Below are 18679 nucleotides of genomic sequence, written 5' to 3'. Positions count from 1 at the left end.
GTAAAGTGCGCCTTAACGCAGCTGCTGTTTTTCTACTTGTTGTATTTTGTCCTCGGTGGCAGAAATTGCTTTTCTGCAGCGACCTAATCGAGCGTGTGTGCTTAATATTTCAAGGTTAAGTTTTTGTGCTTTAGCTGGCGAGGCTTTATCCATTTGCATCTTACGTTCTTCAATCATGAGTACTAAACGGCGTTCAAACTCATGGTTTTGTTTTAATTCATCGTAAAGCTCATGCGATGATTGCATTATTTTTTGTACAGCGTGCTTATAAACAGTTTGCTTAGGGCGAGGTTTATAATGGCTTTTGTTTTCTTTAATCCAAATAGGCGTTGATTTAATAACATTGAATACAGCTTGTACCTGAGCTCCTATACGTTCAAGCGCGTAGGTATAAGCATGGCGATGCTCGCTTGGCGGTAATCGTGACACTTCGTCTTCTATTTCTATTACGTAATCGACTAGGTTCATGCTTTTTGTACTAAAAACGGCGCGGTCAAACAAGCTAGGTTGTGCTTGCATGTAACGATTTTTAGAAAAAAGTTTAGCTTTATCAAATTGCTCAGCTTGTTGTTTTAGCGTTGCAACTTGTTGGCGTAGTTTATCTAAAGCTGTAGGGTGCATATTAAAAGTAAGCCTCATAAATTAGCTTTAATGCTAAAAGTATAACCATAGTATTAAATACAGGGCGAATAAATTTGCTACCAAACCGTATTGCTGAATGCGCTCCAATCCATGCACCAAGCATAATAAAAAAGCCCATAGTAATGCCAAGTAAAAAGTTTACATGTCCGAGTGCTACAAAGGTAATGAGCGATATAAAGTTTGAAACAAAGTTCATTGAACGCGCTAAACCACAATTGAGTAGCAGATTCATTTTATAAAGCATGCCATTAGAAGCAGTCCAAAAAGTACCCGTACCTGGGCCTGCTAAACCATCAAAAAAGCCTAATGCTAAACCCTGTAGCCATTGTTTTATTTTCATCGCTTTGTTGAGTTTAGGCAGTTCATCGCCTTCTGTGGTACTTAAATTACCAAATAAGCTATAGGCGGCAACTAAAATAATAATAATGGGTAGTAGTTTGTTTAAAAAATCGATACTTAAATGATCAACAATAACAGTACCTATCAATGCACCTATTGCAGTAGCTATGATGGAGACCGCCCAAAATTTCGGGCTAAATAAATTCTTTTTATAGTACGTATAACTAGCTGTTAAGGAGCCAAAACTAGCCGCGAGTTTATTGGTGCCTAATGTTAAATGTGGAGGTAAGCCTGCAGTTAATAAAGCGGGCACAGTTAACATGCCACCGCCACCGGCGATAGCGTCTATAAAACCTGCGGCAAGTGCAACAGCACATAAAACAGCCCAGGTTGTTGGATCGAGTGCGAGTTCAAACATTAATAATCTATTTGTCTTTTAAAAGGTGGTAGGGTGTCGAGCATGGCTTTACCGTATCGCTTAGTAACTAAGCGTCTATCGAGAATAGTAATACAGCCTTCATCACTCTCTTTTCGCAGCAGTCTACCACAGCTTTGCACCAATTTCTTTGCGGCGTCTGGTACGGTAATCGTTAAAAACGGGTTGCCACCTTTGCTTTGTACAAACTCTGCTTGCGCTTCTTCTATTGGCGAAGTAGGTACCGCAAACGGAATTTTAGTAATTATTAAGTTCTCTAAATATTTCCCAGGTAAATCAAGGCCTTCTGAAAGGCTTTGTGTTCCAAATAAAATACTGCCTTTGCCTTCATCTACATTTTTGGTGTGTAATTTAAGCAACGCTTCTCGCGACATCTCACCTTGTACTAATAAGTTAAAACCTTTTGTTCTAAGAAACTTTGTTACGTGGTCCATTTGCCAATAAGAAGCGAATAGTACAAGGTTCGCTTTTTTATCATTTAGGTACTCTGGTAATGTTTTAGCTAGGTGATCACTAAAGTCTTTATCGGTTGGTTCTACTTTAGATACCGGAATACGTAAAGTGGCTTGTTTGGGGTAATCAAAAGGAGAAGGTACTTTAATAAACTTAACGCCCTCTTCTTTAGCAAGTCCTGTTTCGTAAGCAAAGTGATCGAACGAGCCCAGTGCACTTAATGTAGCAGAGCACAAAACAGCGCCCGCGCATTCTCGCCACAATTTATCTTTTAGGTAGTAACCGACTTCGATAGGGCAGTCGCTTAATAAGTGATCGTGATGGCTTTTGTATTCAAGGCGTTTTATCCACCGTGCATGAGGAGCACCTTCGCCTTTTTTTGCGTAACTAAACCATAGTTTGTTTAGTTGCTCTAAGCGGTTTATATATTGCCCGCTTTCGCCTAGTATTGGGTCGGCAACGTAAGGTTTTATGTCGCCATCACTTACATCTTGGGTAAGGGTGTCGTGCATTTTGTTTAAACAGCGCAGCGCATCTTGCGTGGCTTCGCTTATATCTTTTGCTTTACTGTGCAGCGATTGTGGAATTTCACCGTGTTCAAAGCGATAAGTATCGTCTTTTGAGTATTCAAAGTCGGCATTATCAAGAATATCGCGAACTACTTTTAAATCTTTATTCGCGTCATTAATGCTGTCGCAAAGTTTAAAGTTTTGCCCAATAGCTCTTTGCCCCACTAAAACCTTCGCCATTTTCCCGCTAAACTTGGTGAGCTTATCAAGCCATTCTATCGTGCCTTTGATTGTTGCTGCGGCCGATGAAAAATCGCGTGTTATATGTGCTAAATGGTGCGCTTCATCAATAACGTAAATGGTGTTGTCGGGCTCTGGTAAAATTTTACCACCGCCTAAGTCTAAATCGGCAAGTAATAAAGAGTGATTAATTACCAGTACATCCATTTGCATTAATTGATTACGAGCAAGCTGAAACGGACACGTTTGATGGGCCTTCATTTGGCGTTGGCATGAATGTTTATCGCACGCTATTAAGTTCCACACTCTATCGGGTACAGTATCGGCCCAGCTGTCTCTATCGCCTTGCCATTTTTTATTTACGTAAGCGTTATATAACTCATTTAAACATTTGGTTTCCATTGCGCTCAATGGTGAAGTAAGCGTTGGCATAAAGTCCATTTGTGTTTGGCTATCGCCGTTTACAGCATTATGTAATTTGTGGGCACAAATATAACGATGGCGACCTTTTACCAAATCAAATTTAAAGTCGAGGCCTGAATGCTTTTTAAAAAATGGGAGTTCTTTTGCTATTAATTGTTCTTGCAGTGCAACGGTTGCGGTAGAAATAACGAGCTTCTTTTTTTGCGCTAAGGCAAGCGGTAATGCGCCTAAACAATAGGCAAGAGACTTACCGGTACCGGTGCCTGCTTCAATTACGCAAATGCGCTGCTTTTTATGGTATTCGCCAGCAAGCGTTTTTGCTATTTCGGCTACAAGGTAGTTTTGACTGCTACGAGGGCGATAATCGTTTAGGTTGCTAGCCACATGCTGGTGTACTTGCCTAATTGTTTTTTTTAGTGAGTCAGAAAGCATGGGATGATTTACCTAAAGTATGTATATAATTACAGTGCTATGGATTTTAGAGTTATAAGAGTGTAACTACAAGAAGTGATGAGATTAATTTAGCAAATAAAGTATCTGAGTGTTTATTTAGGTTGAATGTATGGCTTTAAAGCATTTTGAATTAAGTAAAAACTTACATACATATGAATAAGGTTTAGTAATAATGTACTTAACAGCCGGTTTTATTGTTTCTTCACATGCTTATGATACTGCTAGCGGCATCTGCTACGAAGCGTGGTTTTGTAGTGATAAAGGGCCTATAAAAACTATATCAGTTAACGAAAATGCGCTGTTTTTTATCAAAAGTAAAGATGCTGAAATAGCGCATGAAATATTAGCAGCTGAGTCACTTATCTTTAATATTAAAAGTCTTGGGTTAAAAAACTTTCAGCAAGAAGATATGTCGGCCTGTTACTTCAAATCACTAAAGCATTTTTATTCTGCTGCTAAAGCTTTAAAGCAACGTGGAGTTGTATTATTTGAAGAAGATATTCGACCAATAGAGCGCTACCTAATGGAGCGTTTTATAAAAGGAGGTGCTTGGATAACGGGTAATGTTTTTTATCAAAATGGTTATACATTAGTAACAGAGGCAAAATTAAAAGCAAATGATGAGTACTCCCCAACTCTTAATAAGCTGTCGTTAGACATTGAATGTAACGAAAGTGGCGTTTTGTTTTCTGTTGGACTTGTGGGCTGTAATTTAGACTGTGTTTTAATGATTGGCGAGCCAGATAGAGAAGCTGAAAACCTAGAGTTTGATATTATTTGGTGTGTAGATGAGGCTGAGCTGTTAAGGGGGGTAGAGCATTTTATTAAGCTTAGCGATCCTGATGTCATAATTGGGTGGAATGTAATTGAGTTCGATTTTTCGGTTATTCATGAAAGAGCTGAAGCACTAGGCATTAAGTTATTACTGGGTAGGGGAGATCAACCTTTATATGTTCGCAAAGGACACTTTACTCGAGTATCGATCCCTGGGCGATGTGTGGTTGATGGAATAGACACTTTAAAAAATGGTACATATAGCTTTGAGAGTTTTTCTTTAGCTAACGTTTCAAATCAAGTGTTGGGTGAGTCCAAATTAATCGACACGGCTAATAGTCTGCAGGAAATTATTAGGCAATTTAATGAAGATAAGCTTTCTTTAGCAAAATATAATCGACAAGATTGTATTTTGGTAAATAAAATTTTTGATAAATTAAAGCTACTCGATTTTTCTATTATAAGAACAAAGCTCACAGGATTAGAGCTTGAAAAAAAGGGCGGCTCTGTCGCTGCTTTTATTAATATGTATTTACCATTACTGCATCGCAGCGGTTATGTTGCCCCTAATATGGGCGATCATGGACTTACATTTGAAAGCCCAGGCGGTTATGTAATGGAGTCTATTCCTGGGCTTTATAAAAATGTCATTGTTTTAGATTTTAAAAGCTTGTACCCCAGTATTATGCAAACTTTCTACATTGATCCACTTGGACTGATAGAAGGTTTAAAAAATCCAAACCAAAGTGTGCAGGGTTTTAATGAAGCCCTATTCTCGCGAGACAAGCATCACTTACCTTTACTTGTTAAAAGCTTAGCGTCCCAAAGGCAGCTCGCCAAAGACAATCAAGATCAAATGCTTTCTCAAGCAATTAAAATAATAATGAATAGCCTATATGGTGTTTTAGGCTCTAAAGGTTGCCGATTTTACGATCCCAGGCTCTCAAGTTCAATTACACTTAGGGGGCACGAGATCATGCAAACCACCCGAAAATGGATTGAAGAGCTAGGTTATGAGGTTATTTATGGCGACACAGATTCAATATTTGTAAAAGTAAATGAGCGCTTAAATGCCACACAGTGTAATGAAATAGGTAATGATGTGATGCAAGTTATTAACAAACGCTGGTCTGATAGCATTAAAACTCGCTTTTCGTTGACCAGTTATTTAGAAATAGAGTTTGAAACCCATTACAGTCCATTTTTTATGCCAACCATAAGAGGAAAAAAAATAGGCTCAAAAAAACGTTACGTTGGCCAAATTGATAAAAACAACGCCAAGCAGCTCATTTTTAAAGGAATGGAAACCGTGCGCAGCGATTGGACCCAGTTTGCACAAGAGTTTCAAACCGAACTTTTTAAAACATTATTTGATCAACAATTTGAAATAGAGCAATTAAACGACATTATAAAAAGCTACACTAAAAAACTATACGCAGGGGAGTTTGATAAAAAACTTATATACCGTAAACGTTTAGGCCAAAATTTAAGTGACTATGTAAAAAATATTCCCCCGCATGTGCAAGCAGTAAAAAAATATAAAGCGAATAACCCCTACTTTGATGTAAAGCGCGGCCAAATAATAGAATATGTTTATGCTATTAATGGCGCTGAAATTTACAATGGAAACAACACCCTCAATTACCCTCTTTATATACAGCGTCAGCTAGAACCAGTTGCCGATATGATTCTAAGCGCACTTGGCGTACAGCCAAACTCAACCCAAAGTACTTTATTTTAAGCTTAATAATCAGTAAAAAATTAAAGTGTAAAGCTGATTAAAGAAGCTGTTTACAAACATTCACATGCCGAAAGTTAACAAGTATGATTTTAATTAAACTACAGCTAAAAATAACATCAAAGTAAATTACTTTCAAAACAACAGGTTATTTTATCTCGCGGATTCAAATCTGAAGTGCATAACGTTTAGGCGGCTTTAGCCGCCAAGTGATCCTGCATCAATTTTGCAGGCGTTTCAAATCCAAGTGTCTTCCTCGGACGATTATTAAGTTGCTCAAGTACTGGTATAACTTGCGCTGGTGTTACCGCCTTAAAATCTGTGCTCTTCGGCCAATACTGACGTAGTAATCCATTCGTGTTTTCATTCAATCCGCGCTCCCATGAGTGATAAGGGTGAGCAAAATAAACAGGAACACTTAAAGCCTCTGTGATTTGCTCGTGATAAGCGAACTCTTTTCCATTGTCAGCCGTGATGGTATGAAGTGCTGACCTATATGGCCTTAATAGTTCTATCGTCGCCGTAGTGACGGCTTGTGCTGTTTTTCCTGCCACCTGAGTTGATACAGTGAATTGGGTAACCCGCTCTACAATGGTAACAAGGGCGCCTCGATGACCTTTGCCTATGACGGTATCTATTTCCCAATCTCCGATTCGGCCTTTCTCATCAACTATTTGTGGGCGCTCTTCAATGCTAACGCGATTTTTTATTTGCCCTCGGTTTGTTTTACCATGACTGCGCTTGTGATATTTCTTACCGTGTCGGCGCAGATGTAGGTATAACTCACCACCTGCTTTTTTATCTTCCCAGATATACAGATAAATGCATTCATGGCTGACAGACCGTTCACTTTCTTTGCGTAACCATCCCGTTATTTGTTCAGGACTCCACTTCTCATTAAGCTTCTGGGTAATTAAAGCTATCATTTCAGGTGTCATCTTAAGCGGTTTTCTTACACTTCTTCGACGAAACAAAGCCCGCTCATGAGCTTGTTTGTGTCTGTAACCTCGCTTACCTGTATTTCTAGAAAGCTCTCTTGAAATCGTAGATTGCGATAAATTAGTTAGCTCAGCAATACTTTGTTGCGTAAAACCACTTTTCTTTAGAACGGCGATCTGGCATCTTTGCGCATAGGTCAGTTGTTTGTAATGTCTCATTGTAAAATCTCTTGCCGGAGAAAAAGCAGTTAGCTTATGAGCAACTGACCACTTTATCTAGCCAAAACAAGTTATGCACTTACAATTTGAATCTAGGGATATTAATGGTTATTACAGTATTAAAAAAGAAGTTGAGCCTCTTTTAGGTGACACTGACTTAGCTTATGATTGCTCTGGTGTTATTAGTACAGATTGTTTTGCATCACCTAAGTGGCGTCATACGTCTAACATAAATTATCTTCGTGATGATTGGCGTGTTGGTATGAAATGGCGTTATTACGGAGCGGTTGATTATGAAGGCGCCGCAGATGTTTCATTAATTGATAATGATGGTATTGGTTCATATAGTTTTATTGATGTATCAGGTAGCTACTCATTTACTGAGTACCTTACTTTCACTGGTGGTATAAACAATATTTTTGATAAAGAACCTCCAATGGTAGGTAATACAGTTGCATCGAATGCAAATACTGTAGCTGGCTTTTATGACACATTAGGTCGATTTGTTCATGTAAGCTTTAACTTGAAGTTCTAACATAAAATAAAATTAATTATTAAAAAGCCCATAGTTATACTATGGGCTTTTTTTATGTAGATGTATTTAATTGGTGTTTTTTTAGGTGGAATTTAGTAACACCGTTGTAAGTGAATGTGAACAAAAGGGCTTTTAAAGTTAAACAACTGTTGACCTTATGGTTCGATTGATACTATTATTCTATTCAAAATAGGTTACATAGCATTTACTGCTGTCCTATTTTTTATTAAAACAACGAAAAAATAAAATAGTATTCTTGGGAGAATCAAATGTTAAATAATCAAGTTTCAAAAGCTGTTCGCTTAGCGATTGCTTTTGGTGCAGCATCAACAGCTGCATTTTCAGCAAGCACAATTGCTGCTGAAGAAGGTGTAGAAAAAGTAGAACGTATTCAAGTAACAGGTTCGCGTATAAGCCGTACAGATATGGAAACTGCTGTGCCAGTAACCACCTACTCTCTAGATGAGATAAAAGCAACTGGAGCACCAACATTGGAGCAGTTTGTTCAACAGTTGCCAATAATCAGTGGCGGTTCGTACGGTAGTAACGTTAATAATGGCGGTAATGGTAGTGTGTCTATGAACCTACGGGGTTTAGGTGCTACTCGCACTTTAGTGCTACTTAATGGCCGCCGTTTCAGTGGTGATATCTCTGTTATTCCAATGGCTGCAATCTCAAGGGTTGATGTTTTACGTGATGGAGCATCCACAATTTATGGGTCAGATGCAATCGCAGGTGTTGTAAATTTTATTACGAATAATAATTTCACCGGAGCAGAAATTGAATTTCGTCATCAACAAACAAGCGAAAATGACGGTAAAACATCTAACATTTCTTTTATTACAGGCATTGAATCAGATAAAGGTAATATAGTTTTCTCTGGTGGTTATGAACAGCGCGATGCTATTTATGGTGAAGATCGTAATTTCTCAAAATGTGTCCGAGGTGAAAATATCACTAATACGAATGCAGATGGCAGTGTAGAGGGGGAAGTAATATGTGGCGGTGGCTCAGCAACAACTTCTCCAGGATCATTTTCAATTCCAGGAGTTAGGGGGACATTTGTTAAAGGTGATGATGGAAAACCTCGAGCAATTGAAGATAGCGATAGATATAATTATGCAAGTACGAGTATTATTTATCAACCATTAGAAAAGTATAATCTTTTTGGTGCTGCAAATTATGAATTAGTTGATAGTGGCTTTTCTACAGTAGAGTTCTTTTCAGAGGCATCGTTTACACATCGTTTAAACAAAACAAGATTAGCCCCGGTAGGAACATTCTGGAGTATGCCTGTTCCAGTAAGTAATCCAGGGAATACTTTTGGGACTGATGTAAATGCACAACGCCGTTTAACTGAATCCGAAGGACGAACTTCAGATTTTTCAATTACTGAATACTTAATAACTACAGGATTTAAAGGCGAGTTTAGTAATGGATGGTATTGGGATACTAGCTATACATACAACAGCCGTCGTAGAACAGAAGAAATTGGTGGTAGAATTCACCAAGAAAGAGCTAACACATTAGTCGACCCAGCTTTGTGTTCTGCAAACAGTAGTTGTCCAGGTGTTTGGGACCCGTTCCAAGATGGTACATTAACAAAAGAAATGAGAGACTGGATAATAGTCCCAATGAGTTCAACAAGCAGAGCTGAAGACACACAGTTGCAGTTTAACTTAGCAGGAGAGACTAGCTTTGAACTACCTGCAGGAACTATAGCGTGGGCTACGGGTTATGAACATTTAACAACTCATTATACATCTGTACCAGACGGTGCTGCTGGGCTAGGTGCTATCTACGGAGTTGCTGCTGAAGGCACTGATGGCGGCTATACTACGTCAGCCTATTATGCAGAAGTAAATATTCCAATATTAGCAGATATGCCCTTTGCAGAACGATTAGATTTCACAGCCGCTGCACGCAGAACAGATGTAAGCCTAATTAATGATGCAGAAGTTACAACAAAATATGCTATTGAGTGGCGTCCAAATTCAGAACTTTTAGTGCGTGCGAACTTATCTGAAGGTTTTAGAACTCCAGGTGTGAGTACATTATTTGCTCCTCGTGCAAACTCTGCAGTTAGCTATACAGATCCATGTGTTAAGTATGGATCTAACCCAAATGCAAGTGCTGAATTAAAAGCCAACTGTGCTGCAGATGGTTTACCTGCTGATTGGACTCAATCAAATCAACAGTCAGGTTCATGGGTTGGTGGTAATCCTGATATAGGTCCAGAGAAGTCAACAAGTAAAAATATAGGCATTGTATGGGCACCTGAATATATAGAAAATTTTAGTGTTGCATTAGATTTCTATGATATTGAAATTAAAGACATTATTGGTGAGTTATCTATTGGAACAATTGGTAGTGAATGTTACAACAGTGCAAATTTTTCATCGCCATTGTGTGAGCAAATTAAAGGGCCTGCAGCTTATGGTACAGTTGGTGGGGAAAGACGTGACTCATCTGATAGCTTAAGTGGTGTCGATTTAGCAACACAAAATTTAGGTATATTTAATTCTAAAGGAATTGATTTTGATTTTAAATATGGACTAGATGCATTTGGTGGAGAGCTTAAATTCAATCTGAATGGTACTTATGTAATTGATCTTGACCATAATGAAGCCGAAGGACTTGCAACTACTGAATTAGTTGGTGGTTATGGAGCGGACGTTGCGAATGGCGGTCGAGGTGCATTCAATGATATTCGAGCAAACTTCAGAACTACTTATTCTAAAGATGATTGGGGTATTACTCATACTATTCAATATCAAAGTGATGTTGATGACTATGCAAAACCAGCTGGGGTATTATCAAGTCACGTAGGTTCAGTTGCTTATAATGATATTAATGGTTTTTATAGCTTCGAAAATTTAATATTGAGCTTAGGGATTAATAATATCTCGGACAAAGAGCCACCATACGTAAGTAATGGGGATAATGGTGCGCTTATTCGTGTGCACCGTTTAACTGGGCGTGAATACTATATTAAAGCAACATTTAAGTTTTAAAGGTACTATTTTTTAAATTTAATAATCGGTCCTAGTATTTATTAGGACCGATTTTTATATTTAGCTACTTTACTTTTGATGTACATATTCATTTACCTCCAAAAGTATCATATCTCAATTATAAAAATTAAGTGGCCCAGTTAAACTTGTTATTTGTTAAACTTCCTCTCACTTCAAATTCAATAACTTCCTCATGACCTACACCCTAAGACCTTACCAGCAAGAAGCCGTAGAACGTACCGTTTTACACTTTAGAAAAACCAATGATCCCGCAGTGATAGTATTACCTACTGGTGCGGGTAAAAGTTTGGTAATTGCTGAGCTTGCGCGTATAGCTAAACAAAAAATATTAGTACTGGCGCATGTTAAAGAGTTAGTAGAGCAAAACTCACAAAAGTATAAAAGCTTTGGGCTTGAGGCGAGTATATTTTCCGCAGGACTCAAAGAGAAGTCGTTAATCCACCAAGTTACTTTTGCCAGTGTGCAGTCGTTATCGCGTAATCTAAATAAACTTAATGAGCACTACTCATTACTTATTATTGATGAGTGTCACAGAGTAAATGGCGAAAAGAAAAGCCAATACGGAAAAGTTATTAATGCACTTAAATCTCACAACCCTGAATTAAAAGTATTAGGTTTAACCGCGACGCCTTACCGATTAGGGCTAGGCTGGATTTATCAGCATCATTACCATGGCTTTGTGCGTGGCAATAAAGAGAGTCCATTTAAAAGCTGTATTTTTGAATTACCGCTGCGCTATATGATCAAACATAACTATTTAACGCCCCCTAAAGAGGTTGATGCTGCGATTAGCCATTATGACTTTTCATCTTTAACTAGCAATGCATTTGGACAATATAGCAATGAGGATATGAATGCGCTGTTAAAAAAATCGACCCGAGCAACTCAAACAATTTTACAACAGGTTATACAATACAGTGAAAATCGTTACGGCGTGATGATTTTTGCAGCTACGGTTATGCATGCACAAGAGATAATGACTTATCTACCAGAGGATCACAGTGCGCTGATCACGGGGGATACCCCGAATAGCGAACGCGATAAAATAATAAAGCAGTTCAAAGCTAAACAGTTAAAATATTTAGTAAATATATCAGTATTGACGACGGGCTTTGATGCTCCCCATGTTGATTTTATAGCTATTTTACGCCCAACGGAGTCAGTAAGTTTATACCAGCAAATTGTCGGTCGAGGCTTGAGGTTGGCAGAAGGTAAAAACGATTGTTTAGTGATTGACTATGCGGGTAATGGCTTTGACTTATTCTACCCAGAGGTTGGAGATAAAAAAGGCGATAGTGATAATGAACCTGTGCAGGTACTTTGCCCAGGTTGTGGGTTTGCGAATATATTTTGGGGTAAAACAGACTCCACTGGAAAAGTAATAGAGCACTTTGGCAGGCGTTGCCAAGGCCTGTTAGAAGATGATGAAGGTAGAAAAGAGCAGTGCGATTATCGTTTTAGGTTTAAAGAATGTGAGCAGTGCGGCGCCCAAAATGACATTGCGGCACGTAAATGCCATGATTGCGGCGCGGTAATGGCCGACCCTGATGATAAGTTACGTAATGCATTAAACTTAAAAGACGCACTTGTGCTTCGATGTAGTGGGTTATCGGTTACTCAAATTAAAGATGAACTTATTAAAGTAACGTATTTTGATGAAGATGGCGCAAGTTGCGATGAGGTATATAATCTCGCAAATAAAGGCGGGCAATTTATATTTAATAAGCAATTTGGTCTACGAGTAGGGCTTGGACAAACACCTATTAATTTTAAAACTGCAGCGCAAGTAGTAAGCGCACAATTTGAATTAGTACCACCAGATTTTGTTATTGCACGAAAAAGCAAAAAGTATGGTTGGAAAGTGGCTGATAAGCTATTTGACTATAAAGGTAACTTTAGAAAGGCAAATCAGTTAAGCCGCTAAGCTTAACTGACAGGATATTTTAAACGAAAGGTAATTAAGCTTCTTCACCGTCCATTAATCCCCAGCCGTCGCCGTAGCCATTAAAGCTATTAGCAATGCTTTCAATGTATTGCTCTGCTTGGCCTAGAAGGGTGTGCTCTGGCACCATTTGTACTTGAGTGATTACTTCCCAAACGCCAGTGTCTTTACATTTTTCAAGTTCAGCCTTTTGAACTAATGCATCAGAGACTATTTCTTTAGCAAATTTTTCAGCATCGGCTTCTTGTTCAAATAAAATAAAAAAATCGACTTGGTGCATTTTATTTAAATCAATGCCAGCAGCGGCTATTTCGGCTAAAAGTTGGCCGTTATCATCATCAGGGAATTGCATTAAAAACTCATTTAAAATTAATTTTTTATTCGTAGGCCCTATTGTAACTAAAATATTGTCTTAACGCGTACTAATTTTAATTATGCTGATACTTATTCAAAGTTAAATTACGCGTTAGATTGTCATTAAGTTAATGTGTTGCTCATTGTGGCTATGCTAATATGCGCGTAATCAGCCAGTTTTATGTAAGATATTAAAAGTAAGGATATTTACTTGTTTATTAAGTTTTTACGTTGCATATGTGTTGTGAGCGCTTTAATTGCGACAAATAGCTATGCGGCAGAAAAAGTCATAGAAGATTACGAAATTGAAGGGTTAAGTGGCGATTTAGAAAATAACGTCGCACTTTACCTTAAGCAATTAATTGGTGAAAAACCCACTCGTACACTTCGCCGTTATGCTCAAAAACAAGTACAAAATAGCATCAAAGCACTTGGCTATTATAGCCCGACCGTCGAGGTTATTTATGATAAAGACGACAGCGAGCTAATTGTTAAAGTTGAACGGGGGCCTGCAACTCGCATAGAAGCAATTAATATTACGCTAAATGGAGAGGGTCAAAGCGATACTCAATTACAGGCATTGATTAAAAGCAATCACTTAAAGCAAGGTGATGTTTTAAATCATGGTAGATACGATTCTGCTCATAAAAAAATAGAATCTATGCTATTGGAGCTTGGCTATTTTGATGCAAAGTGGCCAGCGCGCAAATTAGAAGTGTCACTTAAGAAAAATAGTGCTGTTATTACTTTTGTAATTGATACTGGGGTTAGATATCAGTTTGGTGATATAAAAATAGCTAGTAATACGCCTGCTGAAAAATACATACGCTCGCTTGCGCCTTTTACTCAGGGTCAACCTTATAAATCAACACATATTGCTGACTATAATTTGGATTTATCAAGCACCCCTTATTTTGCAAGTGTGCGCGTTTACGCCGATATTGCTGCGCGTAAAAACAGCCAAGTACCTATTAAGGTAGATGTGTTGCACAAGCCTGCAAATAGCTATGAAATTGGCGGCGGTTTTAGTACTGACTTAGGGCCCAAAGTGCGTTTTAAATGGAGTAAACCGTGGATAACAGAAGACGGCCATTATCTCGAAACTAATTTAAATGTGGCGCAAAAGCAGCAAGATATTTCCATGGCTTATACCATTCCAGTTGATGATCCGAATGATGATTTATGGCGTTTTTCTGTCGGATATAAATTAGAGGATGAACTAACAAACGATACCTACAGTGAAATACTCACGGGGCAAATTCAGCGCCAATGGTTAACCGAAAATAAGTGGGTGCGTACTGCATTTTTACGCCGCGACCAAGAAACCTACCGCATCGGTGATGAAGAGGAAGAAAGCACAGAAATGTTAATGCCGGGCATTAGCTACGCCCGCAAAAAATCAAAAGGCGGCACGACTCCATACTGGGGAGAGCAGTGGCTTATATCTGCTGAGTTTGGCTTAGATGATGTGCTTTCGAGTACTAATCTGATTAGGGTACAAATGCAACATGCGTGGTTACGTACTTACTTAGATAAGCATTTAGTGTTTTTAAAAGCAAATGTTGGTGCAATGTTTGTTGATGATATTGAAAACGTACCTTACTCACTGCGCTTTTATGCAGGTGGCGATCAAAGTGTTCGTGGTTTTGCGTATCAATCAATATCGCCAGAAAATGATGATGGCGACCTCATCGGTGGTAAATACTTACTAACCAGTACAATAGAGTACAACTATCAGTTTGCTCAAAACTGGCGCGCAGCTTTATTTGTTGACGGTGGTACTGCGACGAATGATTTTTCTGATGATTTTGAAGTAGGCGCTGGTTTTGGTTTTCGCTATTTAACACCCGTTGGCCCAGTGCGTATAGACCACGCTTGGGGATTAACAAAAGAAAGTAAAAGCACACGTTTAAGTATTACCATAGGGCCAGAAATTTAATGTCAGTATTAAAAAAGATAACAGCCGCCGTAAGTGCTATTTTTGTCACGTTAGTTGTTGCACTATTTTGTTTGTTATTTACCGCACCCGGTAATCAATTTATTGCTTATAGTGCAAACAAAGTGGTAGATGGACTACATATTGAAATTAAAGATGGCCGTTTTATTTATAATGATGCCTTTAATGTTCGCTTTACTAGCAACGGATTGGATTTTAATGCACAACAATTGAAAATTGATTTGTTTTGGTGGCAGTGCGATGGAATTTGTATAGATAACTTAAGTGCTCAATCTATAAATTTAACATTACCAAAAACTGCAGAGTCACAAGAAGAAGCCGCTGCAGAGCCGCTTGAAAAAATCAGCTTACCTTTTAATATTGCTGTAAAAAACATTGCGATAAACAAATTTACTCTAGAGCACCCAAGTGCAAACGTAAGCGTTAATCACTTTAAACTCTCAGCAAAAGCAGAGGGTTCAAAGCTGACGGTTAAAAGCCTGAATATTCCCACCATACTTGTTGCCTTAAAAGAGCAAGAACAAGATGCGAAAACACAAACGGCGCAAAATACTCAAGCGCCTTTAACGCACCTACCCGCATTGCCTAATATAGAATTTACTTCGCCACTTGATTTAGTTGTTGAAGACTTTGAAATAGCTAACATTACGATTGAGCAAAACGAAGCCCAACATGTTATTGAAAACATCTCGCTGCAATTAAGTGTGGAAGATGCGGTTATTAATTTAGAGTCATTCTCAACAAAGTATGAACAGTGGCAGCTTAATACGCACCTTAATGCTGAGCTTGCAGGGAATTTGCCCGTAAAAGGGGATATTGTTTTACAAAGTGACGAGCATCAAGCCAATTTGCAGTTGAATGGCGACTTGTCAAACCTAAACCTAAATTTAGAAACGCAGGGACAATACCCGCTTAGTTTAACGGCAACGGCAAATTTAAAGCAGAAAAACTATCCGTTTGAGTTAAATGGAAAAATTAAGCAGTGGCTTATTGATGCACAAAGTAATGAGCTTAAAGTGCGAAATGTAAGTCTCAATGCACAAGGTAATGCTGACGACTATCAGCTTAGCTTGCAGGGGAATAGCCAATTAGGTGCGTACCCAGCTGTTGACTTAAATACCCAATTAAAAGGCAGTCTTACCAAAGCAACTTTACAAGCGCTAAGCATTAAAGCAAACGAAAGCAGTGCAACTATAAAAGCCAATGTTGATTGGCAAAAAGGCATACTGGTTAACTTTAATGGCACGCTTGCTAACTTAAAAGCGCAGTATTTAACTGATGCCGCTACCAGTGATATTTCAGGACAGTTTAAAGGCTCGTTTAATGCAGCTGACGACAAGTGGCAGCTACAAATGAATAATACAAAGTTAAACGGGTTACTTAACGACGTGCCACTAGAATTTGCCTCAAACTTTAAGCTCGACAACACGTTAAAAGCTAATATTGATAGCTTTTATTTAAGTAGCGGCACCAATAAATTAGCACTAAGTGGGCAAGTTGATGACACTTGGCAGGTTGATGGCAAAGTAACACTAAAAAGTGATGAAAAAGCTAATATCCCATTTACTGCTGACGGCAACGCAAATTTAAAAGTGAGAGGGGAGAGGTTAACGCCGTCTGTTGATTTAGCACTAATACTCGATCGCTTTATTTTTGATGAAATAAACATTAATAAATTATCAGTAAAAGGGCAGTTAGATACCGCTGCCGATTGGCAAACCGATGTATCGGTAAGTGTTGGTTCGGCGCTGGTGGCCGACCAACAAATTAATAGTGTTAAAATTGATGCCAGCGGGGATAAAACAGATCACCAACTTACGGCATCTGTAGATGCCGAGCAAGGCAGTATAGAGCTTGAAGTTAATGGCAAAATTAATAATACCACTTGGAATGGCGAGCTTAGTAATGTAACGCTTAGCGATAAAAAGCTTAGTTTTAGTAATACTAAAAATATTGCCATTATGGTTAATACGCAAAGTGGCGACTTTGATGTAAGCGCGCATTGTTGGGCATCTGAGCAAAGTGAATTATGTATAGACACGCTAGCGCAATCAAAAAAACTTGGTCAATTAAATGCGAAGCTAAGCAACTTAGCACTTGAGGAACTTAAGTATTTTTTACCTAATAGCATTCGTACTCGCGGTAATATAGCTGGCGATGTAGCACTTAATTGGCAAAGCGGTGCGCTTAAAACATTACGCGCAAATATCGATTCTAGCGACTTAGAAGCGGTGCTTACCTCGGAAGAAGATCGTTTTAAATTACCAATCGAAACTTTAACTATTAGTGCGTTTTCGGACTCTCAAAGTGGCAAGCTTGAAGCTAATTTAGAATCAAGTGTATTAGGCAAAATTAATACACAAATTAATATCGATGATATACAAGATACGCAAGCGCTTAATGGCACCATTAATATCGATAAAATACTCCTTTCAGACTTACAACCTTTTCTTGAAACGCTCGAGCAGTTAAAAGGTGATATTAGCGGAAAGGTCGCGTTAGCTGGTACGTTAAAAGATCCTTTATTAAATGGCGAGCTTAATGTTAGCGATATTAGTTTAGAGGGCGAGCAACTACCTATAGCGCTGCAAAAATCAAATATAAACGTATTGTTTGATAAAACAACGGCCACAATAAAAGGCAACTTAAACGACAACCAGGGCGGTAAAATAAATCTCACCGGTGACGTTGATTGGCAAGGTGCGCAACCTGCTGTAAATGTGGCGGTAGTTGGCGAGCAGTTTTATGTACGCGCGCAGCAAGGGGTTACTTTTAAAGTATCGCCGGATTTAAAAATAGGCTTGGCTAATAATGCACTCAAGCTTGCTGGTGAGGTAGTTGTGCCTTACGGTCGTATAATGATTGAAGAGCTCCCAGAGGGCGCAGTGCAAGTTAGCGATGATGAAATTATTGTTGATCAAAAAACCGAGGCCACCGAAACAGTTCCGTTTGATTACGACATAGATTTAAAAGTGATTGTTAAAAACGATGTAAAAGTAGAATCGTTTGGCTTGGAATCAAAAGTTGCGGGTGATTTAGCGATAAAAATGAGTCAAGGTGCACCAATTATAGCCACAGGTGAGCTTAACTTAATTGAAGGTACTTACTTAGCCTTTGGGCAAGATTTAATAATCAGCACCGGGCAAGTAGGTTTTAGCGGTTCAATTGAACAACCATTTTTAAATATTAAAGCAATACGTAACCCCGATACGACTGCAAATGGTGTCATTGCAGGGGTTACGCTTACGGGTAATGTTGAACAACCAACGCTTAAAATATTTTCTGAGCCTGCGATGGATCAAGCACAAGCACTTGCATATTTACTTAATGGCCAGCCTTTAGGTGATGGAGAAAGTTCGTCAAGCGATGCTATGCTTACACAGTTATTACTCTCTCAAGGTGTTAGCCGCAGCGAAGGGGTTGTTTCTAAGGTCGGTGAAACCTTTGGGTTGTCAGATGTAAGTTTAAGCTCATCAGGTAGTGGTGATAGCACCAAAGTAGAAATATCAGGTTACGTAGCACCCAGTTTGCAAGTTAAATATAGCGTGGGTGTATTTGATTCGCTCAGTGAGGTGGCTGTGCGTTATCAGTTACTTTCACAGTTATACATAGAAATAACGAGCGGCCTATATCAAAATGTTGATGTGCTATATAAGTTTGATTGGGAATAACCAAAACTATAATAATTATAA

11 protein-coding genes are annotated in these 18679 nt (G+C 38.6%); 6 read left to right on the top strand and 5 right to left on the bottom strand.

The features are described from left to right. Positions 1-12: 12 nt before the first annotated feature. From RB214_RS11055 to dinG, 3 genes are read right to left on the bottom strand one after another with little or no spacing between them, the layout of a single operon-like run. Positions 13-621, bottom strand: a complete 609-nt coding sequence (locus RB214_RS11055; protein ID WP_024599783.1) for a primosomal replication protein — start codon at positions 619-621, stop codon at positions 13-15. A 1-nt stretch (position 622) separates the two neighbouring features. Next, the gene (locus RB214_RS11050; RefSeq protein WP_309166876.1) at positions 623-1399 is read right to left on the bottom strand and encodes a TSUP family transporter; all 777 of its coding nucleotides are present in this window, start codon (positions 1397-1399) and stop codon (positions 623-625) included. Beyond that, positions 1399-3474, bottom strand: coding sequence for an ATP-dependent DNA helicase DinG (gene dinG, locus RB214_RS11045; protein ID WP_007584036.1), 2076 nt, complete (start codon positions 3472-3474; stop codon positions 1399-1401). The genes RB214_RS11050 and dinG overlap by 1 nt, the downstream gene beginning before the upstream one ends. Positions 3475-3667: 193 nt before the next feature. Between dinG and RB214_RS11040 the strand changes: the two genes are divergently transcribed. Then, positions 3668-6010, top strand: a complete 2343-nt coding sequence (locus tag RB214_RS11040) for a DNA polymerase II (RefSeq protein ID WP_309166873.1) — start codon at positions 3668-3670, stop codon at positions 6008-6010. A gap of 185 nt (positions 6011-6195) precedes the next feature. Here RB214_RS11040 and RB214_RS11035 read toward each other — a convergent pair whose 3' ends face one another. Beyond that, complete coding sequence (locus RB214_RS11035; protein WP_309166872.1) at positions 6196-7164, bottom strand: IS30 family transposase; 969 nt, start codon at positions 7162-7164, stop codon at positions 6196-6198. Between the two features lie 73 nt (positions 7165-7237). Between RB214_RS11035 and RB214_RS11030 the strand changes: the two genes are divergently transcribed. The 3 genes from RB214_RS11030 (at position 7238) to RB214_RS11020 (ending at position 12658) form a co-directional block, all read left to right on the top strand. Next, a complete protein-coding gene (locus tag RB214_RS11030) occupies positions 7238-7699 on the top strand; it encodes a TonB-dependent receptor domain-containing protein (RefSeq protein WP_309166871.1) in 462 nt (153 codons plus the stop codon). Positions 7700-7968: 269 nt separating this feature from the next. Further along, complete coding sequence (locus RB214_RS11025) at positions 7969-10713, top strand: TonB-dependent receptor domain-containing protein (RefSeq protein ID WP_309166869.1); 2745 nt, start codon at positions 7969-7971, stop codon at positions 10711-10713. 193 nt (positions 10714-10906) lie between these two features. Then, positions 10907-12658: a DEAD/DEAH box helicase gene (locus tag RB214_RS11020; RefSeq protein ID WP_309166868.1), complete on the top strand. Its 1752-nt coding sequence runs from the start codon at positions 10907-10909 to the stop codon at positions 12656-12658. Between the two features lie 34 nt (positions 12659-12692). Here RB214_RS11020 and RB214_RS11015 read toward each other — a convergent pair whose 3' ends face one another. After that, positions 12693-13028 carry a ribonuclease E inhibitor RraB gene (locus RB214_RS11015; protein ID WP_165744040.1) on the bottom strand — a complete coding sequence of 112 codons (336 nt, stop codon included), beginning with the start codon at positions 13026-13028 and terminating at the stop codon, positions 12693-12695. Positions 13029-13241: 213 nt separating this feature from the next. Between RB214_RS11015 and RB214_RS11010 the strand changes: the two genes are divergently transcribed. Next, on the top strand, positions 13242-14969 hold the full coding sequence (locus RB214_RS11010) for an autotransporter assembly complex family protein (protein ID WP_309166866.1): 1728 nt from the start codon (positions 13242-13244) through the stop codon (positions 14967-14969). Beyond that, on the top strand, positions 14969-18658 hold the full coding sequence (locus RB214_RS11005) for a translocation/assembly module TamB domain-containing protein (RefSeq protein ID WP_309166864.1): 3690 nt from the start codon (positions 14969-14971) through the stop codon (positions 18656-18658). Before RB214_RS11010 ends, RB214_RS11005 begins: the two co-directional genes overlap by 1 nt. The last annotated feature ends 21 nt before the right edge of the window (positions 18659-18679 follow it).

The sequence above is a fragment of the Pseudoalteromonas sp. HL-AS1 genome (assembly GCF_031198785.1).
GTDB classification, from domain to species: Bacteria; Pseudomonadota; Gammaproteobacteria; order Enterobacterales; family Alteromonadaceae; genus Pseudoalteromonas; species Pseudoalteromonas distincta.
This window is presented reverse-complemented; position numbering and strand designations above follow the sequence as displayed.

Excerpts from the sequence above, each read along its gene's own strand:
- RB214_RS11055 (WP_024599783.1), bottom strand. The coding sequence starts at position 621 with ATGCACCCTACAGCTTTAGATAAACTACGCCAACAAGTTGCAACGCTA.
- RB214_RS11050 (WP_309166876.1), bottom strand. The coding sequence starts at position 1,399 with ATGTTTGAACTCGCACTCGATCCAACAACCTGGGCTGTTTTATGTGCT.
- dinG (WP_007584036.1), bottom strand. The coding sequence starts at position 3,474 with ATGCTTTCTGACTCACTAAAAAAAACAATTAGGCAAGTACACCAGCAT.
- RB214_RS11040 (WP_309166873.1), top strand. The coding sequence starts at position 3,668 with ATGTACTTAACAGCCGGTTTTATTGTTTCTTCACATGCTTATGATACT.
- RB214_RS11035 (WP_309166872.1), bottom strand. The coding sequence starts at position 7,164 with ATGAGACATTACAAACAACTGACCTATGCGCAAAGATGCCAGATCGCC.
- RB214_RS11030 (WP_309166871.1), top strand. The coding sequence starts at position 7,238 with ATGCACTTACAATTTGAATCTAGGGATATTAATGGTTATTACAGTATT.
- RB214_RS11025 (WP_309166869.1), top strand. The coding sequence starts at position 7,969 with ATGTTAAATAATCAAGTTTCAAAAGCTGTTCGCTTAGCGATTGCTTTT.
- RB214_RS11020 (WP_309166868.1), top strand. The coding sequence starts at position 10,907 with ATGACCTACACCCTAAGACCTTACCAGCAAGAAGCCGTAGAACGTACC.
- RB214_RS11015 (WP_165744040.1), bottom strand. The coding sequence starts at position 13,028 with ATGCAATTCCCTGATGATGATAACGGCCAACTTTTAGCCGAAATAGCC.
- RB214_RS11005 (WP_309166864.1), top strand. The coding sequence starts at position 14,969 with ATGTCAGTATTAAAAAAGATAACAGCCGCCGTAAGTGCTATTTTTGTC.